Source organism: Agromyces cavernae (assembly GCF_021044935.1).
Classification (GTDB): Bacteria; Actinomycetota; Actinomycetes; order Actinomycetales; family Microbacteriaceae; genus Agromyces; species Agromyces cavernae.
Map to the genome: position 1 here is coordinate 603,379 of NZ_JAJNMP010000002.1, position 17,086 is coordinate 620,464.

General features: G+C 70.8%; 13 protein-coding genes and 1 riboswitch. Of the genes, 2 read left to right on the forward strand and 11 right to left on the reverse strand.

What is annotated here, in order from left to right:
* Positions 1-39 precede the first annotated feature (39 nt).
* Positions 40-149: riboswitch (TPP riboswitch) on the reverse strand.
* 54 nt (positions 150-203) lie between these two features.
* The 10 genes from LQ757_RS08945 to LQ757_RS08990 form a co-directional block, all read right to left on the reverse strand.
* Complete coding sequence (locus tag LQ757_RS08945; RefSeq protein WP_231046865.1) at positions 204-560, reverse strand: hypothetical protein; 357 nt, start codon at positions 558-560, stop codon at positions 204-206.
* Between the two features lie 30 nt (positions 561-590).
* Positions 591-1,880: a DNA polymerase IV gene (locus tag LQ757_RS08950; RefSeq protein ID WP_231046866.1), complete on the reverse strand. Its 1,290-nt coding sequence runs from the start codon at positions 1,878-1,880 to the stop codon at positions 591-593.
* Positions 1,881-1,944: 64 nt separating this feature from the next.
* Entirely contained in the window at positions 1,945-2,586 is a 642-nt protein-coding gene (locus LQ757_RS08955) for a hypothetical protein (protein WP_231046867.1), read from the reverse strand.
* A gap of 136 nt (positions 2,587-2,722) precedes the next feature.
* Entirely contained in the window at positions 2,723-4,246 is a 1,524-nt protein-coding gene (gene gatB, locus LQ757_RS08960) for an Asp-tRNA(Asn)/Glu-tRNA(Gln) amidotransferase subunit GatB (RefSeq protein WP_231046868.1), read from the reverse strand.
* Positions 4,246-5,781, reverse strand: a complete 1,536-nt coding sequence (gene gatA / locus LQ757_RS08965) for an Asp-tRNA(Asn)/Glu-tRNA(Gln) amidotransferase subunit GatA (protein ID WP_231046869.1) — start codon at positions 5,779-5,781, stop codon at positions 4,246-4,248. The genes gatB and gatA overlap by 1 nt, the downstream gene beginning before the upstream one ends.
* Positions 5,778-6,080: an Asp-tRNA(Asn)/Glu-tRNA(Gln) amidotransferase subunit GatC gene (gatC, locus tag LQ757_RS08970; RefSeq protein ID WP_231046870.1), complete on the reverse strand. Its 303-nt coding sequence runs from the start codon at positions 6,078-6,080 to the stop codon at positions 5,778-5,780. The genes gatA and gatC overlap by 4 nt, the downstream gene beginning before the upstream one ends.
* Positions 6,081-6,201: 121 nt before the next feature.
* Entirely contained in the window at positions 6,202-8,496 is a 2,295-nt protein-coding gene (gene ligA / locus LQ757_RS08975) for an NAD-dependent DNA ligase LigA (RefSeq protein WP_231047331.1), read from the reverse strand.
* A gap of 93 nt (positions 8,497-8,589) precedes the next feature.
* Complete coding sequence (locus tag LQ757_RS08980; protein ID WP_231046871.1) at positions 8,590-9,321, reverse strand: hypothetical protein; 732 nt, start codon at positions 9,319-9,321, stop codon at positions 8,590-8,592.
* Positions 9,322-9,414: 93 nt separating this feature from the next.
* Positions 9,415-10,521, reverse strand: coding sequence for a tRNA 2-thiouridine(34) synthase MnmA (gene mnmA, locus LQ757_RS08985; protein ID WP_231046872.1), 1,107 nt, complete (start codon positions 10,519-10,521; stop codon positions 9,415-9,417).
* A gap of 48 nt (positions 10,522-10,569) precedes the next feature.
* Positions 10,570-11,784, reverse strand: coding sequence for a cysteine desulfurase family protein (locus LQ757_RS08990; protein ID WP_231046873.1), 1,215 nt, complete (start codon positions 11,782-11,784; stop codon positions 10,570-10,572).
* A gap of 19 nt (positions 11,785-11,803) precedes the next feature.
* Between LQ757_RS08990 and glgX the strand changes: the two genes are divergently transcribed.
* Together glgX and ybaK are read left to right on the forward strand one after the other, a co-directional pair.
* Complete coding sequence (gene glgX / locus LQ757_RS08995; RefSeq protein ID WP_231046874.1) at positions 11,804-13,885, forward strand: glycogen debranching protein GlgX; 2,082 nt, start codon at positions 11,804-11,806, stop codon at positions 13,883-13,885.
* Positions 13,882-14,394 (forward strand): Cys-tRNA(Pro) deacylase, encoded by a 513-nt coding sequence (gene ybaK, locus LQ757_RS09000; RefSeq protein WP_231046875.1) that lies wholly within the window; start codon positions 13,882-13,884, stop codon positions 14,392-14,394. Before glgX ends, ybaK begins: the two co-directional genes overlap by 4 nt.
* 118 nt (positions 14,395-14,512) lie before the next feature.
* Here the strand turns inward: ybaK and glgP are convergent, their stop codons facing one another.
* Complete coding sequence (gene glgP, locus LQ757_RS09005) at positions 14,513-17,083, reverse strand: alpha-glucan family phosphorylase (RefSeq protein WP_231046876.1); 2,571 nt, start codon at positions 17,081-17,083, stop codon at positions 14,513-14,515.
* Positions 17,084-17,086: the final 3 nt, after the last annotated feature.

Consider the following 17,086-nt stretch of genomic DNA (forward strand, 5'->3'; position numbering starts at 1 on the left):
TGTCGTGCCCTTTCTACTCGTGGAAAGAGGCACGGGAATATGAGAAGTTGCTGGCCTCCCTGCGCTGGCATTACCCAGATCAGGTTCGACGGTCGAAGGTTGAGAACCTTCCTCTCAGCCCGGCTCACCGGACTCCCGTGTTCAGCGTCGAGTATACGCCGCTGCGTCGGCGGCGGCGGGACCCTGCGGCCGAACGGCCTTCGTCAGCGCTTGAGCGCTCGGATGACCCAGCGCAGCGCCTTGCCCGTGACCCACACGAGCGGGGTCGCTACGAGCAGCAGCCCGATGAGGTTCGGCTCGAACCGGACGTCGCCACCGCGCCCCACATATGCGCCGAGGGGAATGGAAACGCCGCCACCGCCACCACCACTGCCGCTGCCCTGCCCGTGGATCTCTTTGCTGCCGACACCGTCTCCGGTGCCGCTGCCACCTCCGAACCCGTAGTAGCCGAGCGCGACGGGCACGACCTTGGTGCCGTCGATGTCGACCGGCTCCCCGTATGAAGTCTTGACGCCGACGCCGGCGACGGTCTGGGCGAGTTCGAGAACGAGATCAGCCATGCGGGCAACGCTACCCGCCGTGCTCGCGGGTTACCACCCCCACCCGGCGGCGGCCTCGGCTGCGTCATCGTCGCCGGTGCTCGGGCGCGGCCGATGGGCACGTCGGTCACCGCCACGACGCACGAGCGTGGCCGGCGTGATCGCACCCCGGCCGAACTTCGCGGCGACCTCGTCGATGGTGCGCTCTGCGTCGCGCCAGTCTTCATCGGGATCCCAGAGCATCGCCCCGCTCGTCGACACCCGGAGGTGCTCGGCACGCACCCCGATGAGGCGCACCCGCTCACCATCGCCGATGAGTTCGCCGAGCGCATCGGAGACCTCGTCGTAGATGCGTCGGGCGACGTCGGTCGGCTCGGCGAGCGTGCGCGACCGGGTGACCGTGCGGAAATCGCCGTAGCGAAGTTTCAGCACGACGGTGCGACCGACCATGCCCGCCTTGCGCAGTCGCACCGCGACGTTGTCGGAGAGGCGCAGCAGTTCGCGGCGCAGGTCGCGCGGATCGGTGAGGTCGTGGCTGAACGTCGTCTCGTGGCCGATGCTCTTCTCGGTGCGCGTGGTGTGCACGTGGCGCGGGTCGATGCCGTTCGCGAGGCTGCCGAGTTTCGCCGCGAGCGCGGGCCCCACTGCGCGCTCGAGCGCGGCGGGCGGCATGTTCGCGACGTCGCCGACGGTGCGAAGCCCGAACCGTGCGAGCGATTCTTCGGTCACCCGGCCCACGCCCCAGAGCGCCGCCACCGGAAGCGGGTGCAGGAACTCGATGGTTTCGGCTGCTGGCACGACCAGCATGCCGTCGGGCTTCGCTCGACTCGATGCGACCTTGGCGACGTACTTGGTCGCCGCGACGCCGATCGAGCACGTGAGACCGGTCTCTTCGAAGACGCGCCTGCGGATCGTCCAAGCGATCTCGGCAGGGCTGCCGTGCAGCCGGCGTGCCCCCGAGACATCGAGGAAGGCCTCGTCGATCGAGAGCGGCTCGACGAGCGGTGTGATCTCTTCGAAGACCGCCATGACGCGCTTCGAGTACTTCGAATAGCTCGCGTAATCGCCGTGCAGCACGACGGCGTTCGGGCATCGCTGCAAGGCGACCGACATCGGCATCGCCGAGTTCACGCCGTACCGACGCGCCTCGTAGCTCGCCGCAGCGACCACGCCACGCCCGGCGGTGCCGCCGACGAGCACCGGCTTGCCGCGCAGGTCGGGCCGCTTCAGCAACTCGACCGACACGAAGAACGCGTCCATGTCGACATGCAGGATCGGGGTCGCCGAATCGTCGACCGGGCCGGTGGTGACCTGGCGCGACGAGCCGTCCTGCTTGCTCATGCTGCGACCCTAGCGGTTGCCACCGTCACGGCTGACGTGCCGCCGCGGCGATGTGGCCGGGTGATCAGAAGCCGCCGAAGTCTCCTCCGCCACCGAAGTCGCCGCCTCCGAAGTCGCCACCACCGCCGAAATCGCCCCAGCCGCCGTCGCCACCCGAGGCGTCCGCGGCGCCCGCATCGGCGGCACCGGCATCACCCGAGCCGGCGTCGCCGCTCGGCTCGCCACCCGCCTCGAACGCCGCGGGGTCGGGCAGGAATGCCTGCGCGATCGCCGACCCGATCACGACACCGGCGATGGTGCCGAGCATCGAACTGCCGATCATCTGCCCCATCGACGGCCCGCCCTGCGCGCGGCCGCCCTGGGTGTTCGCTCCGTTGAAGGCGCGCTCCATGCTGCCGGGCGAACGCAGTTCGGCCCGCGTCGCCGCACGCGCGAGCGCGCTCGGCTCGTCGGAGACGAGCCGCTCCCCGGCGGGCATCTGTTCGGCGAGCGAGCGGTACACGGCCTGACGCTGCTCGGGAGTGAGCTTCGCGAACGCCTCGGTGTGCACCGCCTCGATCGACTCGGGCGGTGCCGTGCGCAGCAGATACCGATAGCGCTCGACCGCGAGTTCGTCGTCGCTCAGCTGCCGAGCCTGGGGAACCGGCGGCGCGGGGCGCTGATCGCGCGAGTCGCCGCCGCCGAAGAGTCGATCCAAGAAGCCCATGATGTCCTCGCCAATCGTTCAGGGGACGTTCAATCTATGACCGCGAGCATCAAGCCCGCTGTGAGTCGGTCGCGAAGCGCCGAACGACGCCACTACCTCACCGGATCGCGCCCCGACACCAAACAGAACGCGCCCGCTACTCGACGGGAGCGGAGGCACGCTCGAGCACGAGCTCGCGCACGCGCGCCGCATCGGCCTTGCCGTGCATCGCCTTCATGACCGCACCGATGACCGCTCCGGCGGCCTGCACCTTGCCGTCGCGGATCTTCGCGAGCACGTCGGGTTGCGACGCGAGCGCCTCGTCGATCGCCGCGATGAGTGCACCGTCGTCGGAGACGACCGCGAGTCCGCGTATGTCGACGATCTGCTGCGGCGATCCCTCGCCCGCGACGACGCCCTCGAGCACCTGCCGGGCGAGCCGGTCGGTGAGGCTGCCGGAGTCGACGAGCTGCGCGAGCTCGGCGACGTGCACGGGAGCGACGAGGCTCGCGGCATCCACGCCCGCGGCGTTCGCGAGGCGGGCGATCTCGCCCGTCCACCACTTGCGCGCGGCGGCGGGCGTCGCGCCTGCCTTCACGGTCTCTTCGAGCTCGACGAGCAGACCCGAGTTCGCGACATCCTGGAATTCGAGATCGGTGAAGCCCCACTGGGCCTTCAGTCGGCGCCGATGCGCGGCCGGGGCCTCGGGAAGCGCCGCCCGCAGCTTATCGATCAGCTCGGCCGACGGCACGACCGGCAGCAGGTCGGGCTCGGGGAAGTAGCGGTAGTCGTCGGCGTCGGACTTCGGCCGGCCCGGGCTCGTGGTGCCCGTGTCTTCGTGCCAGTGCCGCGTCTCTTGCGTGATCGAGCCGCCCTTCGCGAGGATCGCCGCCTGCCGCTGGATCTCGTAGCGCACCGCCCGCTCGATCGAGCGGAACGAGTTGACGTTCTTCGTCTCGGTGCGGATGCCGAGCTGCTCGGCCCCGCGCGGGCGCAGCGACACGTTCGCGTCGCAGCGCAGGTTGCCGCGCTCCATGCGAGCCTCGGAGATGCCGAGCGAGAGCGCGATGTCGCGGATGGTCGACACATAGGCCTTCGCGAGTTCGGGCGCGTCGGCCTCGGCTCCGAAGATCGGCTTCGTCACGATCTCGACGAGCGGCACGCCGGCACGGTTGTAGTCGACCAGCGAGTACTCGGCACCCTGGATACGACCGGTCGAACCGCCGACGTGCGTGAGCTTGCCCGCATCTTCTTCCATGTGCGCGCGCTCGATCGGCACGTCGAACACGCGTCCGTTGGCGAGCTCGACCTCGACCGAGCCCTCGAAGGCGATCGGTTCGTCGTACTGCGAGATCTGGTAGTTCTTCGCGAGGTCGGGGTAGAAGTAGTTCTTGCGCGCGAAGCGGCTCGACGGTGCGATCGAGCAGCCGAGTGCGAGGCCGAGCGAGATCGACGAACGAACCGCATCGCCGTTGACCACCGGCAGCGAGCCGGGCAGGCCGAGGCACACCGGCGACACCAGGGTGTTCGGCTCGGCACCGTGATACGCCGAGTTCGCCGGATTCGGAGCCGGCGAGAACATCTTGGTCGTCGTGTTCAACTCGACGTGCACCTCGAGGCCGATCACGGGCTCGAAGAGCTCGAGCGCCTTGTCGTAGTCCATCAGTTCAGCGCGGGCCATCAGAGTGCGCCTTCCTCGGTCGCGGTGAGCTCATGGGTCGAGAGGTCGGGTGCGCTGCCGAGCAGCGGGCCGCCCCATTCGGCCTCGAGCAACTGCTCGAGCGCGCCGCCGACGTTGTAGAGACGAGCGTCCTGACGCGCGGGCGCGAGGAACTGGATGCCCACGGGCAGGCCGTCTTCGGGCGCCAGGCCCGCCGGCACCGAGATGCCGGGAACGCCGGCGAGGTTCGCGGGGATCGTCGCGATGTCGTTGAGGTACATCGACAGCGGGTCGGCGAGCTTCTCGCCGAACCTGAACGCCGTGGTCGGCGCGGTCGGCGAGGCGAGCACGTCGACCTGCTCGAAGGCGGCGTCGAAGTCGCGCTGCACGAGCGTGCGCACCTTCTGGGCGCTGCCGTAGTAGGCGTCGTAGTAGCCGGCCGAGAGCGCGTAGGTGCCGAGGATGATGCGACGCTTCACTTCAGGCCCGAAGCCGGCCTCGCGCGTGGCCGCCATGACCTGCTCGACCGTGCCGCCTCCGTCGGGCGTGACACGAAGGCCGAACCGCACCGAGTCGAACTTCGCGAGATTCGACGACGCCTCGGCGGGCAGGATCAGGTAGTACGCCGCGATCGAGTACTCGAAGTGCGGGGCCGAGACCTCGACGATCTCGGCACCCTGCTTCGCGAGCAGGTCGAGCGACTCGTGGAACCGCTGACGGACACCAGCCTGGAATCCCTCGCCGTCGAGCTCCTTGATGACGCCGATGCGAAGGCCCGAGACATCCGATCGCCTGACGGCCTCGGCCATCGACGGCCAGGTCTCGGGGATCGAGGTCGAGTCGAGCGGGTCGTGCCCGGCGATGACGTCGTGCAGCAGCGCGGCGTCGAGCACCGTGCGGGTGACCGGGCCGATCTGGTCGAGCGATGAGGCCAGGGCGATCGAGCCGTAGCGGCTGACCGCGCCGTACGTGGGCTTGACGCCGACGGTGCCGGTGACGTGCGCAGGCTGGCGGATGGACCCGCCGGTGTCGCTGCCGAGCGCGAGCGGCGCCTCGAACGCCGCGACCGATGCAGCCGAGCCGCCGCCCGAGCCGCCCGGGATGCGCTCGAGGTCCCACGGGTTGTGCGTCGGGCCGTAGGCGGAGTGCTCGGTCGACGAGCCCATGGCGAACTCGTCCATGTTGGTCTTGCCGAGGGGCACGAGACCCGCCTCGCGGATCTTCGTGACCGGGGTCGCGTCGTAGGGCGGGATCCACCCCTCGAGGATGCGCGAGCCCGACGTCGAGGGCATGCCCTTGGTGACGAGCACGTCTTTCACCGCGATCGGCACGCCCGCGAGCGGACCGAGCTCGTCACCGGCGGCGCGCTTCGCGTCGACGGCGGCGGCGGTCTCGAGCGCGTGCTCGCCCGCGACGTGCAGGAACGCGTGCACGGCGCCGTCGACGGCGGCGATGCGGTCGAGGTGCGCACGGGTCGCCTCGACCGACGAGACCTCGCCCGCGGCGAGCTTGGCGCCGAGATCGGCGGCGGACAGGCGGATCAGGTCGTCGCTCACTGCTCTTCTCCCAGGATCGCCGAGACCACGAACCGCGAGCCGTCGGACTCGGGGGCACCCGCGAGCGCCTCGTCGACGCTCAGCACGGTGGCGCCGACCACGTCGTCGCGGTACACGTTCTGCATGGGGATCGGGTGGCTGGTCGGCGGCACGTCTGGCGTGGCCACCTCGCTCACCTTCTCGACCGCGTGCATGATCTGGGCGAGCTCGGTCGTCAAGTGCCCGATCTCTTCGTCGGTGAGCGCGATGCGTGCGAGGTTCGCGAGGTGCGCGACCTGCTCCGCACTGATTTCGGACATGCTGCTCCGTCGTCTCGTGGTGGGGATCAACCGATTCTATCGGGGTGGGTCGAGGCAGCGGATGCCGCGTGCCGGCCGCTCGCGCACCCGGCGGTACGGCCGGGGTCGACGACCGGCGGCGTCACCCGTCGAGCGCCGCCGGCCCCGCGGTGACGAGCACCGCGAACTGCGCGGCGTCGAGCACCCGGATGCCGAGTTCTTCGGCCTTGGCGAGCTTGGAACCGGCGCCCGGGCCCGCCGCGACGAAGTCGGTCTTCTTCGACACGCTCGAGGCCGCCTTGCCGCCTGCCGCGATGATCGCCTCTTGCGCGCCCTCGCGCGTGAAGCCGTCGAGGCTGCCGGTCGCGACGACCGTGAGCCCGGCGAGTACGCCGCTCGCGTCGGCGGCCCGGCCAGGGCCGGGATGACCCGGCGTCGCGAACTGCACGCCCGCGGCCGCCCACCGCTCGACGATCTCGTGGTGCCAGTCGACCTCGAACCAGTCGAGCAATGAGTCGGCGATGATGCCGCCGACGCCCTCGACCTCGGCGAGCTCCTCGCGGCTCGCGGCTCGGATCGCGTCGAGCGAGCCGAAGTGGTCGGCGAGCGCACGCGCGGCGACCGGGCCGACGTGGCGGACGTTGAGCGAGACGAGGATGCGCCAGAGCGGCTTCGTCTTCGCCTTCTCGAGTTCTTCGAGCAGCTTGGTCGCGGCACCCGACGGCCCGTACTCGGCGGGCCGGGACTTGGTCGCCGGTCGGGTGGTCTTCTGGAACGGTGCCCGCCGCACCGGTTCGCCGGTCTTCTGGTCGACTCGTGGCTCACCGGTCTCGGGATCGCGCACGACGACCACGATCGGCACGAGCTCATCGACGGTCAGGTCGAAGAGGCCCGCCTCGGTGACGAGCGGCGGGGTGGACGGCACAGTCGGCTGCGTGAGCGCGGCGGCGGTGACCTCGCCGAGGACCTCGATATCGAGTGCGCCCCGCGACCCGATGTGCTCGACGCGCCCTCGCACCTGCGCCGGGCATGATTCCGCGTTCGGGCAGCGGAGGTCGATGTCGCCCTCTTTCATCGGTCGCAGCGGCGTACCGCACTCGGGGCAGAGTTCGGGCATGCGCCACTCGCGCTCGGTGCCGTCGCGGAGCTCTTCGACGGCGCCGAGGATCTCGGGGATCACGTCGCCGGCCTTGCGCAGCACGACGGTGTCGCCGATGAGCACGCCCTTGGACTTCACGACGTCTTGATTGTGGAGCGTCGCCTGCTCGACGGTGCTGCCCTGCACCTTCACGGGCGCCATGACCGCGTAGGGCGTCGCACGCCCGGTGCGGCCGATGCCGACGCGGATGTCGAGGAGCTTGGTGTGCACCTCCTCGGGCGGGTATTTGTACGCGATCGCCCAGCGGGGCGCCCGACTGGTCGCGCCGAGCTCGTCGTGCAGGTCGAGCTCGTCGACCTTCACGACGATGCCGTCGATCTCGTGTTCGACGTCATGGCGGTGCTCGCCGCGATCGGCGATGAACGCCGTGACCTCGTCGACCGTCTCGAACACGCGCGAGTGCGGAGACACCGGCAGGCCCCAGCCGGCGAGGAGCCCGTAGATCTCGGACTGGCTCGAGACGGGCGGGTTCTGCCACGCGCCGATGCCGTGCAGGTACAGCGAGAGCCTGCCGAGCCGATCGCGCATGAGTTCGAGTTGCTGCGCCGACTTGTTCTCGCGGCGCTGGCGGAGGCTGCCCGCGGCGGTATTGCGCGCGTTGGCGAACTCGGGGTAGCGCGTCGGGATCGCGTCTTCGGCACGGCCCTTCGCTCGCTGTTCGGCGGCGAACTCGGCCTGCAGCCGATGCTGTCGCTCGTTGAGCGCCTCGAAGTCGCCCGGCCGGAGGAAGACCTCGCCCCGCACCTCGAAGAACGGCGGATACGCCTCGCCCGCGAGCCGCCGAGGGATCGCCGGGATGAACTCGATGTTCTCGGTGATGTCTTCACCCACCCGGCCGTCGCCACGGGTCGTCGCCGTCTCGAGCACGCCGTCGCGGTAGGCGAGGCTGATGGCCAGCCCGTCGATCTTGAGCTCGCTGAGCCAGCGCACCGCTCGCCCGGCGGCAGCCTGGGCCTTCGTCGCCCACTCGGTGAACTCGTCGAGCGTGAACACGTTGTCGAGGCTCAGCATGCGCTCGGCGTGCTCGTGCGACGGGAACCCGACCGACACGAGCGCCGCACCGACCTGCTGGGTCGGGCTGTCTTGGCCGGCGAGTTCGGGGAAGGCCCGCTCGAGGGCCTCGAGCCGATGGAAGTCGACGTCGTACTCGGCGTCGCTCACGAGGCTCACGCCCTCGGAGTAGTAGGTGGTGCGGTAGCGCTCGATGCGTTCGGCGAGCGCCTCGGCCTCGGCACGCGCAGTTTCGAAGTCGGTCGGGATGTCGCTCACAGGCGCCATCCTAAGGGCGACCACCGACGGCGGCACGGATGCGCTCGTCTCGACCGTCCGGCCGCGTCGGAGGGGGCTCGCCCCTCCGACGCGGTTGTGCGGCTACGCCTCGAACCCGACGCGATCCACCTTGCGGTGGTAGCGGACGCCGGTGTGGCCGCCCAGGATGGCGCCGCCGAGGCTCACGGCGACGGCGACGACCGCGGCGACGATGATCGCGATCATCAACAGGTCTTCGGGCACGGGGATGCGCGGGAACGCGTCCAGGTAGCCGACGAGGTCGTACCGTCCGCCCAGCACGACGCCGGCGAGCACGACGACGATCGCGATCACGAGCGCCCACACCCAGACGGCGAGGCCCTGCACGATGCCGCTGAAGCGTGCCATGCGGCCGGCGACGTAGCCGCCGCACATGAACGCTCCCAACAGCAGCGCGAGCAGTGCGCCGATGCTGATCCAGCCGACCGTGTCGGCGTCGAGCGGGATATCGCGCGCCAATGCCCGCGGGCTCTGGATCACGTCGAGCCCGAGCGCGACGCCCGCGACGGCGGCGACCCCGATGACGATCGCCGCGACGCCCATCGCGATGAGCCACCCAAAGAACGCCGAGCCGACCTTCAGGCCGCCGAATCGCTCGCGCTGGCGTTCGACGACCTCCTCGGACGTGGGAGCGATCGAGAGGGCCGGGTCGACCCAGTCGTCGGCGCGCGGCTCGATGACCATCGTCGGGCTCGTCCTGGGCGCAGGATCCAGGTTCCGGAACGGCGCGGCCGGGTCTTCGTTCGGGTCGGCTTGATATCGGTTCGGGTCGAGGGTTTCGCGTGGGTAGTTCATGGTGGCTCCTCGTCAGATTCAGGACGCCGGGGATGCGGCGCCACCACGGAAGAATCTACGCGATCCGCCCCCCGAACGGGGGACATGATCTGGTCAGACCCCTGCCGGCACCGCGCTCACGGTGCGGTCGATCGTGAACTGCCCGAGCACGCGCGTGCCGACGTAGATGACGGCGGTCTGGCCGGGCGCGACGCCGTCGAGCGGATGCTCTGGGGTGACGACGAGCTCGTCACCGTCGAGCACCGTAACCGCGGGAACCGGGTCGGCATGCGCGCGGATCTGCACGTCGCAGTCGAACGGCGTCGCCGGGTCCGTGGGCGGCAGGCCGGCCCACGAGAACCGCGATCCCGCGATGAGCGCCACGGCGAGCGCCTCTTTCGGGCCGACGACGACCGTGTTCTCTTTCGGCCGTACCTCGAGCACGAAGCGGGGCTTGCCGTCGGGTGCCGGGGTGCCGAGGCGCATCCCGCGTCGCTGGCCGACCGTGAAGGCGTGCGCCCCCTCGTGGGATCCGACGACGGCTCCGGCGCGGTCGACGATGTCGCCGGCCGCGGTGCCGACCTTCTCGGCGAGCCAGCCCTTGGTGTCGCCGTCGGGGATGAAGCAGATGTCGTAGGAGTCGGGCTTCTGCGCGACACTCAGCCCGCGCCGCGCCGCCTCTTCGCGCACGAGCGCCTTCGACGGCGTGTCGCCGAGCGGGAAGTAGGCATGGGCGAGCTGCTCGGCCGTGAGCACGCCGAGCACGTAGCTCTGGTCTTTCGCCTCGGCACTCGCCCGGTGCAGCTCGCGGTGGCCGTCGGCGTCTTCGACGATCTTCGCGTAGTGGCCGGTGGCGACGGCGTCGAATCCGAGGGCGAGCGCCTTCTCGAGCAGGGCCGCGAACTTGATGCGCTCGTTGCAGCGCATGCACGGGTTCGGCGTGCGGCCCGCCGAGTACTCGGCGATGAAGTCGTCGACGACGTCGGCCTTGAACCGCTCCGAGAAGTCCCACACGTAGTAGGGGATGCCGAGCACGTTGGCGGCCCGCTGCGCGTCCATCGAGTCCTCGATCGTGCAGCAGCCGCGGCTGCCGGTGCGCAGGGTGCCGGCGTTGCGGCTGAGCGCCAGGTGCACCCCGACCACGTCGTGGCCGGCCTCGACGGCGCGCGCGGCAGCGACGGCGCTGTCGACGCCGCCGCTCATCGCTGCGAGAACCTTCACCACTCCAGTGTAGGCAAGGCCTCCTGAGCGGATGCCCCGTGCCCGGTGTCAGCGGTCGAATGAGGTCGCGCGGGCGGCGAGGCCGGCGCGAGCGGCCTGCGCGTGCGCGGCGGGGAGCGCCGCGAGGAACGCGTCGACGTCGGCGTCGGTCGACGTGTGCCCGATCGTGATTCGCAGGGCCCCGCGCGCGTCGGCCTCGGTGCGGCCCATGGCCACGAGCACGTGCGACGGCTCGGGCACCCCGGCCTGGCACGCGGATCCGGTCGACACGGCGACGCCGGCAGCGTCGAGCAGGAACAGCAGCGAGTCGCCCTCGCAGCCCGGGAACGAGAAGTGCACGTTGCCCGGCAGCCGCCCGGCGGGGTCGGGGTCGCCCGACAGCCGAGCCGACGGCACCGCGTCGAGCGCACCCGCGATGAGCCGGTCGCGCAGCGCGGCCATGCGGGGCGCGTCGTCGTCGAGGCGTGCGGCGACGACCCGCGCCGCCGCCGCGAACGAAGCCGCCGCCGCGACGTCCTGCGTGCCCGAACGCACCTTGCGCTGCTGCCCGCCACCGTGGATGAGCGGCTCGACGGCCGCGGTGCGGTCGAGCACGAGCGCACCGATGCCGGCGGGGCCGCCGATCTTGTGCGCGGAGGCGCTGAGGGCGACGAGACCGGCGCCGCCCGGGGCATCCGTCACCCGTCGCAGGCCGTGGAAATCGATCGGAAGCTGCCCATACGCCGAGATCGCGTCGACGTGCAGGGGAACGCCCGCGCGAGCGGTGAGCCGGGCCACCTGCTCGACCGGCTGGATGGTGCCGACCTCGTTGTTGGCCCACAGCATGGTCACGAGCGAGACGGATGACCCATCGCCGAGCGCCGACTCGAATGCATCGAGCCGCACGCGCCCGACCTCGTCGACCGCGACCTCGTCGATGACGGCACCCTCGTGCTGCGCGAGCCACTCGACGGTGTCGAGCGTGGCGTGGTGCTCGCCCGCCGGCATGAGGATGCGTCGGCGGGCAGGCGTCTGCCGCTGCCACCAGATGCCCTTGATCGCGAGGTTCACGGCCTCGGTGCCGTTGCCGGTGAGGATCACCTCGATGCCGTCGGCGCCGAGCGTCGCGGCGATCTGCTCGCGCGACTCCTCGAGCAGGCGCTTGGCCTGCTGGCCCGCGCTGTGGATCGAGGAGGGGTTGCCGACGACGGCGAGGGCAGCCGTGAGCGCCTCGACGGCTTCGGGAAGCATCGGGGTCGTGGCGGCGTGGTCGAGGTAGACCATGTGTCCTACTGTAGAACCCATGCCTGCGCCCGATCCCCTGCATGACCTCGGTGTTCGCGCCGGGGCCGACGGCGGTGGGATCCGCATCTGGTCGGAGCACGCGACATCCATCGACCTCGTGGTCTTCGACGCCGACGACCTCGACTGGGCGACCGAACGCACGCCGCTGAGCCGCGACGAGCACGGCGTGTGGAGCGGCGCCTCGGCGTCGCTCACGCCGGGTGCGCACTACGGCCTGCGCGTCGACGGCCCGGCCGGCTTCGACCACGCGTTCAACCCCGTGCACTCGCTGCTCGATCCCTACGCCAGGGGCTTGGCGAAGGCCGACGACGGCTCGTGGCGCGGCGTCGCGCTCGCCTCGCTCACCGAGACCGGCTTCGACTGGGGCGGCGTCGACAAGCCGCGCACACCACTGGACCATTCAGTGTTCTACGAGGCGCACCTGCGCGGGTTCTCGAAGCTCAACACCGCGATCCCCGAGCCCCTGCGCGGCACCTACGCGGGTCTCGCGCACGATGCGTCGCTCGAGTACCTCACCGCGCTCGGGGTCACGGCCGTCGAACTGCTGCCCGTGCACGCCTTCGTGGCCGAAGATCGGCTCGTGCGGCAGGGCAAGCTCAACTACTGGGGCTACAACACGCTCGCGTTCTTCGCTGCCCACGCGCCCTACGCCTCGGCCGCGGCCCAGGCCGAGGGCGCCGCGGCGGTCCGGCGCGAGTTCGCCGGCATGGTGAAGCGCCTTCATGAGGCGGGGCTCGAGGTCATCCTCGACGTCGTCTACAACCACACCGCCGAAGAGGGCCGGCAGGGTCCGACCTACTCGTTCCGCGGCATCGACAACGCGGCCTATTACCGGCATGACGCGCACGGCCGGTACGTCGACACCACCGGGTGCGGCAACTCGCTCGACTTCGGCCGCGAACCGGCCCAGCGACTCGTTCTCGACTCGATGCGGTACTTCGCCGAAGAGCTGCAGGTCGACGGGTTCCGCCTCGACCTCGCCGCGACCCTCGGCCGCGACGACCGCGAGCAGTTCACGCCCGGGCATCCGCTGCTGCAGGCGATGCTCGCCGACCCCGTGCTCAGCGCCTCGAAGCTCATCGCCGAGCCGTGGGACGTCGGCCCCGGCGGCTGGCAGACCGGCAACTTCCCCACCGGCTTCAGCGAGTGGAACGACCGCTACCGCGACCGCATGCGCGACTTCTGGCTGGGCGACCTGCGCCGCGAGCGTGCGAACGACCCGGGCGTCAGCGGCATCGGCCGGTTCGCGACCCGCCTCGCGGGCTCGTCGAACACGTTCTCGGCCGAGCGCGGGCCGCTCGCGAGCCTCAACTTCATCACCGCGCACGACGGTTTCACCCTCGCCGACCTCACCGCCTTCGACGTGAAGCACAACCGGGGCAACGGCGAGCAGAACCGTGACGGCACCGACAACAACAACTCGTACAACCACGGCGTCGAGGGCGAGGCGGCCGACCCGGCGATCCGCGCGGCGCGGCGTCGCAGCATCCGCAACCTGCTCGGCACGCTGCTGCTGTCGGCGGGCGTTCCCATGCTGACCGCCGGCGACGAGTTCGGACGAAGCCAGCGCGGCAACAACAACGCGTACTGCCACGATTCGCCGTTGACCTGGATGGCATGGGACGCCGACGAGCGCCCGCGGTTCGGGCCCGACCTGCTCGCGACCACCCGGCACCTCATCCGGCTGCGCGCCGAGAACCCAGCGCTGCGTCCCGTGCACTTCGGGCGGCTCGGCGAGACCACGAAGAACGCCTCGCAGATGGACTGGTTCAACGCCGAGGGCGGCACGATGACCATCGACGACTGGAACGACCCCGGCGAGCAGACGCTGCAGTTCCTCGCGGCGTCGACGCCCGAGTTCGAGGAGTACAACCGCATCCTGCTCGTCGTGCACGCGAGCGAGTCGGCCGCCGAGGTCATCCTCCCCTCGCACGAGGGCGTCACCGGGTACACGCTGCTGTGGGATTCGGCCGAGGAGTCGCCCGGCTACGGACTCGGCGGCGAGCACGCGCCGGGCGAGCAGGTCACGATCCAAGGACCGTCGATGCGGCTGTTCCGCGTCGACGGAACGCCGGCATGACGAAGCGGTCGGATGCCGCGTCCGCGACGTCGGCGGCGACCCCGGCGACCCTCGCCCTCACGAGGGCCGGCATCCCCTTCACGGCGCGCTCGTACGACCACGACCCGCGGGCCGCCGCCTACGGGCTCGAGGCCGCCGAGAAGCTCGGCGTCGAACCCGACCGGGTGTTCAAGACCCTGCTCGCGAGCATCGACGGCGAGCTCGCCGTCGGCATCGTTCCAGTCGCACTGCAACTCGACCTGAAGGCGCTCGCGAACGCGCTGGGCGGCAAGCGCGCCGAGATGGCCGACCCGAAGGTCGCCGAACGCAAGACCGGCTACATCGTCGGCGGCATCAGCCCCATCGGGCAGAAGACCGCGCTGCCGACGGTGCTCGACGAGTCGGCGATCCTCAGCGAGACGATCCTCGTGTCGGGGGGTCGCCGCGGCCTCGACCTCGAGCTCTCCCCCGACGACCTCATCGCCGTGACCTCGGGCCGCTACGCCCCGATCGCCCGCGCTCGGTCGTAGCCGTCCCGAAAACAGGAAGACACGCCGGCTCGGCACCGAAAACAGGCGCGGGCGCGGCGTGTCGCTCGCGAGTTCCTGTTTTCGGGACGGATACGAATCTGTGCGCGGGGTGAGCTGCTCAGCTTGCGACGGCGACGAGGCCGAGCTCGGCGGCTGACAGGAGCAGCGGATGCCGCGGCACGGCCCGTACCGTGTAGCCGAACGCACCCGCCCGATCGAGGGTGACCGTACCCGTGTAGAGCCGGGGTCCCGACGGGGCGGCCGGGGCATCCGACACCGCAGCCGGCTGCAGCGGCGCGCGCCGCACCGCGTCGATCGTGTCGTCGGCACGGCTGCGGCCGTAGACGACCTCGACCGCCACGTCGTCGGGCGAGAGTCCGTCGAGTTCGACGTGGGCGCGCAACTGCAGCTGGTCGCCGACGTGCGGACTGTCGACGCCGCCCGATTCGACATGCGTGACCTGCACGTTGGGCCACGAGCTGCGTACGCGCGCCGTCCAGGCGGCGAGCTCGCGGGCACTGCGGGCGCCGTCGGCGATCATGACGGCGGCGTGCTGGGCAGCCGGCCGGTAGAGCTCTTCCACGTATTGGCGCACCATGCGATCGGCGCCGAGTTCGGGAGCGAGGGTCGCGAGCGTCTGCCGCACCCGGCGCACCCACTCGACCGGAACGCCGTCGCCGTCGCGCTCGTAGTAGCGGGTGGCGACGTGGTGCTCGAGCAGCTCGTAGAGCGCCGCCGCCTCGAGTGCGTCGCGCTCGCCCGCGTCGCCCGCGGCATCGGCCGACGGGATGACCCAGCCGTAGTCGTCGCCCGCGAACTCGGCCCACCAGCCGTCGAGGATCGACAGGTTGAGCGCACCGTTCATCGCGGCCTTCATGCCCGAGGTGCCGCACGCCTCGAGGGGGCGCAGCGGGTTGTTCAGCCACACGTCGCAGCCCGGGTAGAGCACCTGCGCCATGCCGATGTCGTAGTCGGGAAGGAAGACGATGCGGTCGCGCAACTCGGGCTGCTGGGCGAACTGCACGAGCTGCTGGATGAGGCGCTTGCCCTCGTCGTCGGCCGGATGCGACTTGCCGGCGATCACGAACTGCACCGGCCGCTCGGGGTCGGTGAGGATCGACTTCAGCCGCTCGGGATCCTGCAGCATGAGGGTGAGCCGCTTGTAGGTCGGCACGCGGCGAGCGAACCCGACGGTCAGGGTGTCGGGGTCGAGCACCTTCGAGATCCACTTGGGAGCCGGGGAGCCCGAGTGCTGCTCGCTCCACGCCGACGCGAGGCGGCGGCGGGCGTCTTCGACGAGCTGCAGGCGCATGCGGCGCTTGACGTTCCAGAACTCGGCGTCGCTGAGGGCGTCGCTGCGCCAGTCGGCGTGCTCGGTGTCACCGGTGCCGAGCGTCGATTCGGCGACGCCGAGCAGGGCGGCGTCGGTCCACGTGGGTGCGTGCACGCCGTTCGTGATGGAGGTGATCGGCACGTCGTCGTCATCGAAACCGGGCCAGAGTTCGCCGAACATGCGGCGGCTGACCTGGCCGTGCAGCTTCGAGACGCCGTTGGCGTGCCGCGCGAGGCGCAGGCCCATGACGGCCATGTTGAACGCGCTCGTCGCGGGATCGGCACCGGGCTCGACGCCGAGGGCGAGCGCATCGGCGGGCTCGACGCCGGGAAGCAGCGAGCTCGTGAGGTACCGCTCGACGAGTCCGCGGTCGAACCGGTCGATTCCCGCGGGCACGGGCGTGTGCGTCGTGAACACGGTGCCGGCGCGAACGAGCTGCAGCGCCTCGGCGAACGTGAGGCCCTCGCCGATGTACGTCGCGATGCGCTCGAGGCCGAGGAACCCGGCGTGCCCTTCGTTCATGTGGAACACGTCGGGCGCGGGTGTCCCGCTGAGCGACGTGAACGACCGCACCGCACGGGCGCCGCCGATGCCGAGCAGCAGCTCCTGCAGCAGCCGGTGCTCGCCGCCACCGCCGTAGAGCCGGTCGGTGACGGTGCGCAGCCCGTCGCTGTTCGCGGGGATGTCGGTGTCGAGCATGAGCAGCGTGATGCGCCCGACCGAGGCCTTCCAGATGCGTGCGTGCAGGCTCGCGTCGTCGGGCAGGGCGAGCGTGATCTGCACCGGCGAACCGTCGGGATTGCGCAGCACCGACAACGGCAGGCCGTCGGGGTCGAGCACCGGGTAGCGCTCCTGCTGCCAGCCGTCAGGCGAGATCGACTGCGAGAAGTACCCCGACTTGTAGAAGAGGCCCACGCCGATCAGCGGAACCCCCAGATCGGATGCCGCTTTCAAGTGGTCGCCCGCGAGGATGCCCAGGCCGCCCGAATACTGGGGCAGTGCCTCGGTGATGCCGAACTCGGGCGAGAAGTACGCGATCGCGGCCGGCACTTCGGCGCCGAGCGACTGGAACCATCGTGGCTCGGACAGGTACTCGCGCATTCCCGCCCGTTCGCGCTCGGCCCACTCGACGTAGCCGCCGTCGGCTGCGAGCTCGTCGAGGCGTGCCGGGTCGACCTCACCGAGGAACGCGACCGGGTCGCGCTCGCAGGTGCGCCACAGCACCGGGTCGATGTGCTCGAACAGGCGCCGCGTGGGTTCGTGCCACGACCAGCGCAGGTTGCCGGCGAGCTCTTCGAGGGCGCTCAGCGAGCCGGGAACGACGGCACGAACGGTGAACTTGCGGATCGGCTTCACGGG

Coding starts and splice junctions, on each gene's coding strand:
- LQ757_RS08945 (WP_231046865.1), bottom strand. CDS start 560: ATGGCTGATCTCGTTCTCGAACTCGCCCAGACCGTCGCCGGCGTCGGC.
- LQ757_RS08950 (WP_231046866.1), bottom strand. CDS start 1,880: ATGAGCAAGCAGGACGGCTCGTCGCGCCAGGTCACCACCGGCCCGGTC.
- LQ757_RS08955 (WP_231046867.1), bottom strand. CDS start 2,586: ATGGGCTTCTTGGATCGACTCTTCGGCGGCGGCGACTCGCGCGATCAG.
- gatB (WP_231046868.1), bottom strand. CDS start 4,246: ATGGCCCGCGCTGAACTGATGGACTACGACAAGGCGCTCGAGCTCTTC.
- gatC (WP_231046870.1), bottom strand. CDS start 6,080: ATGTCCGAAATCAGTGCGGAGCAGGTCGCGCACCTCGCGAACCTCGCA.
- ligA (WP_231047331.1), bottom strand. CDS start 8,496: ATGGCGCCTGTGAGCGACATCCCGACCGACTTCGAAACTGCGCGTGCC.
- LQ757_RS08980 (WP_231046871.1), bottom strand. CDS start 9,321: ATGAACTACCCACGCGAAACCCTCGACCCGAACCGATATCAAGCCGAC.
- LQ757_RS08990 (WP_231046873.1), bottom strand. CDS start 11,784: ATGGTCTACCTCGACCACGCCGCCACGACCCCGATGCTTCCCGAAGCC.
- glgX (WP_231046874.1), top strand. CDS start 11,804: ATGCCTGCGCCCGATCCCCTGCATGACCTCGGTGTTCGCGCCGGGGCC.
- ybaK (WP_231046875.1), top strand. CDS start 13,882: ATGACGAAGCGGTCGGATGCCGCGTCCGCGACGTCGGCGGCGACCCCG.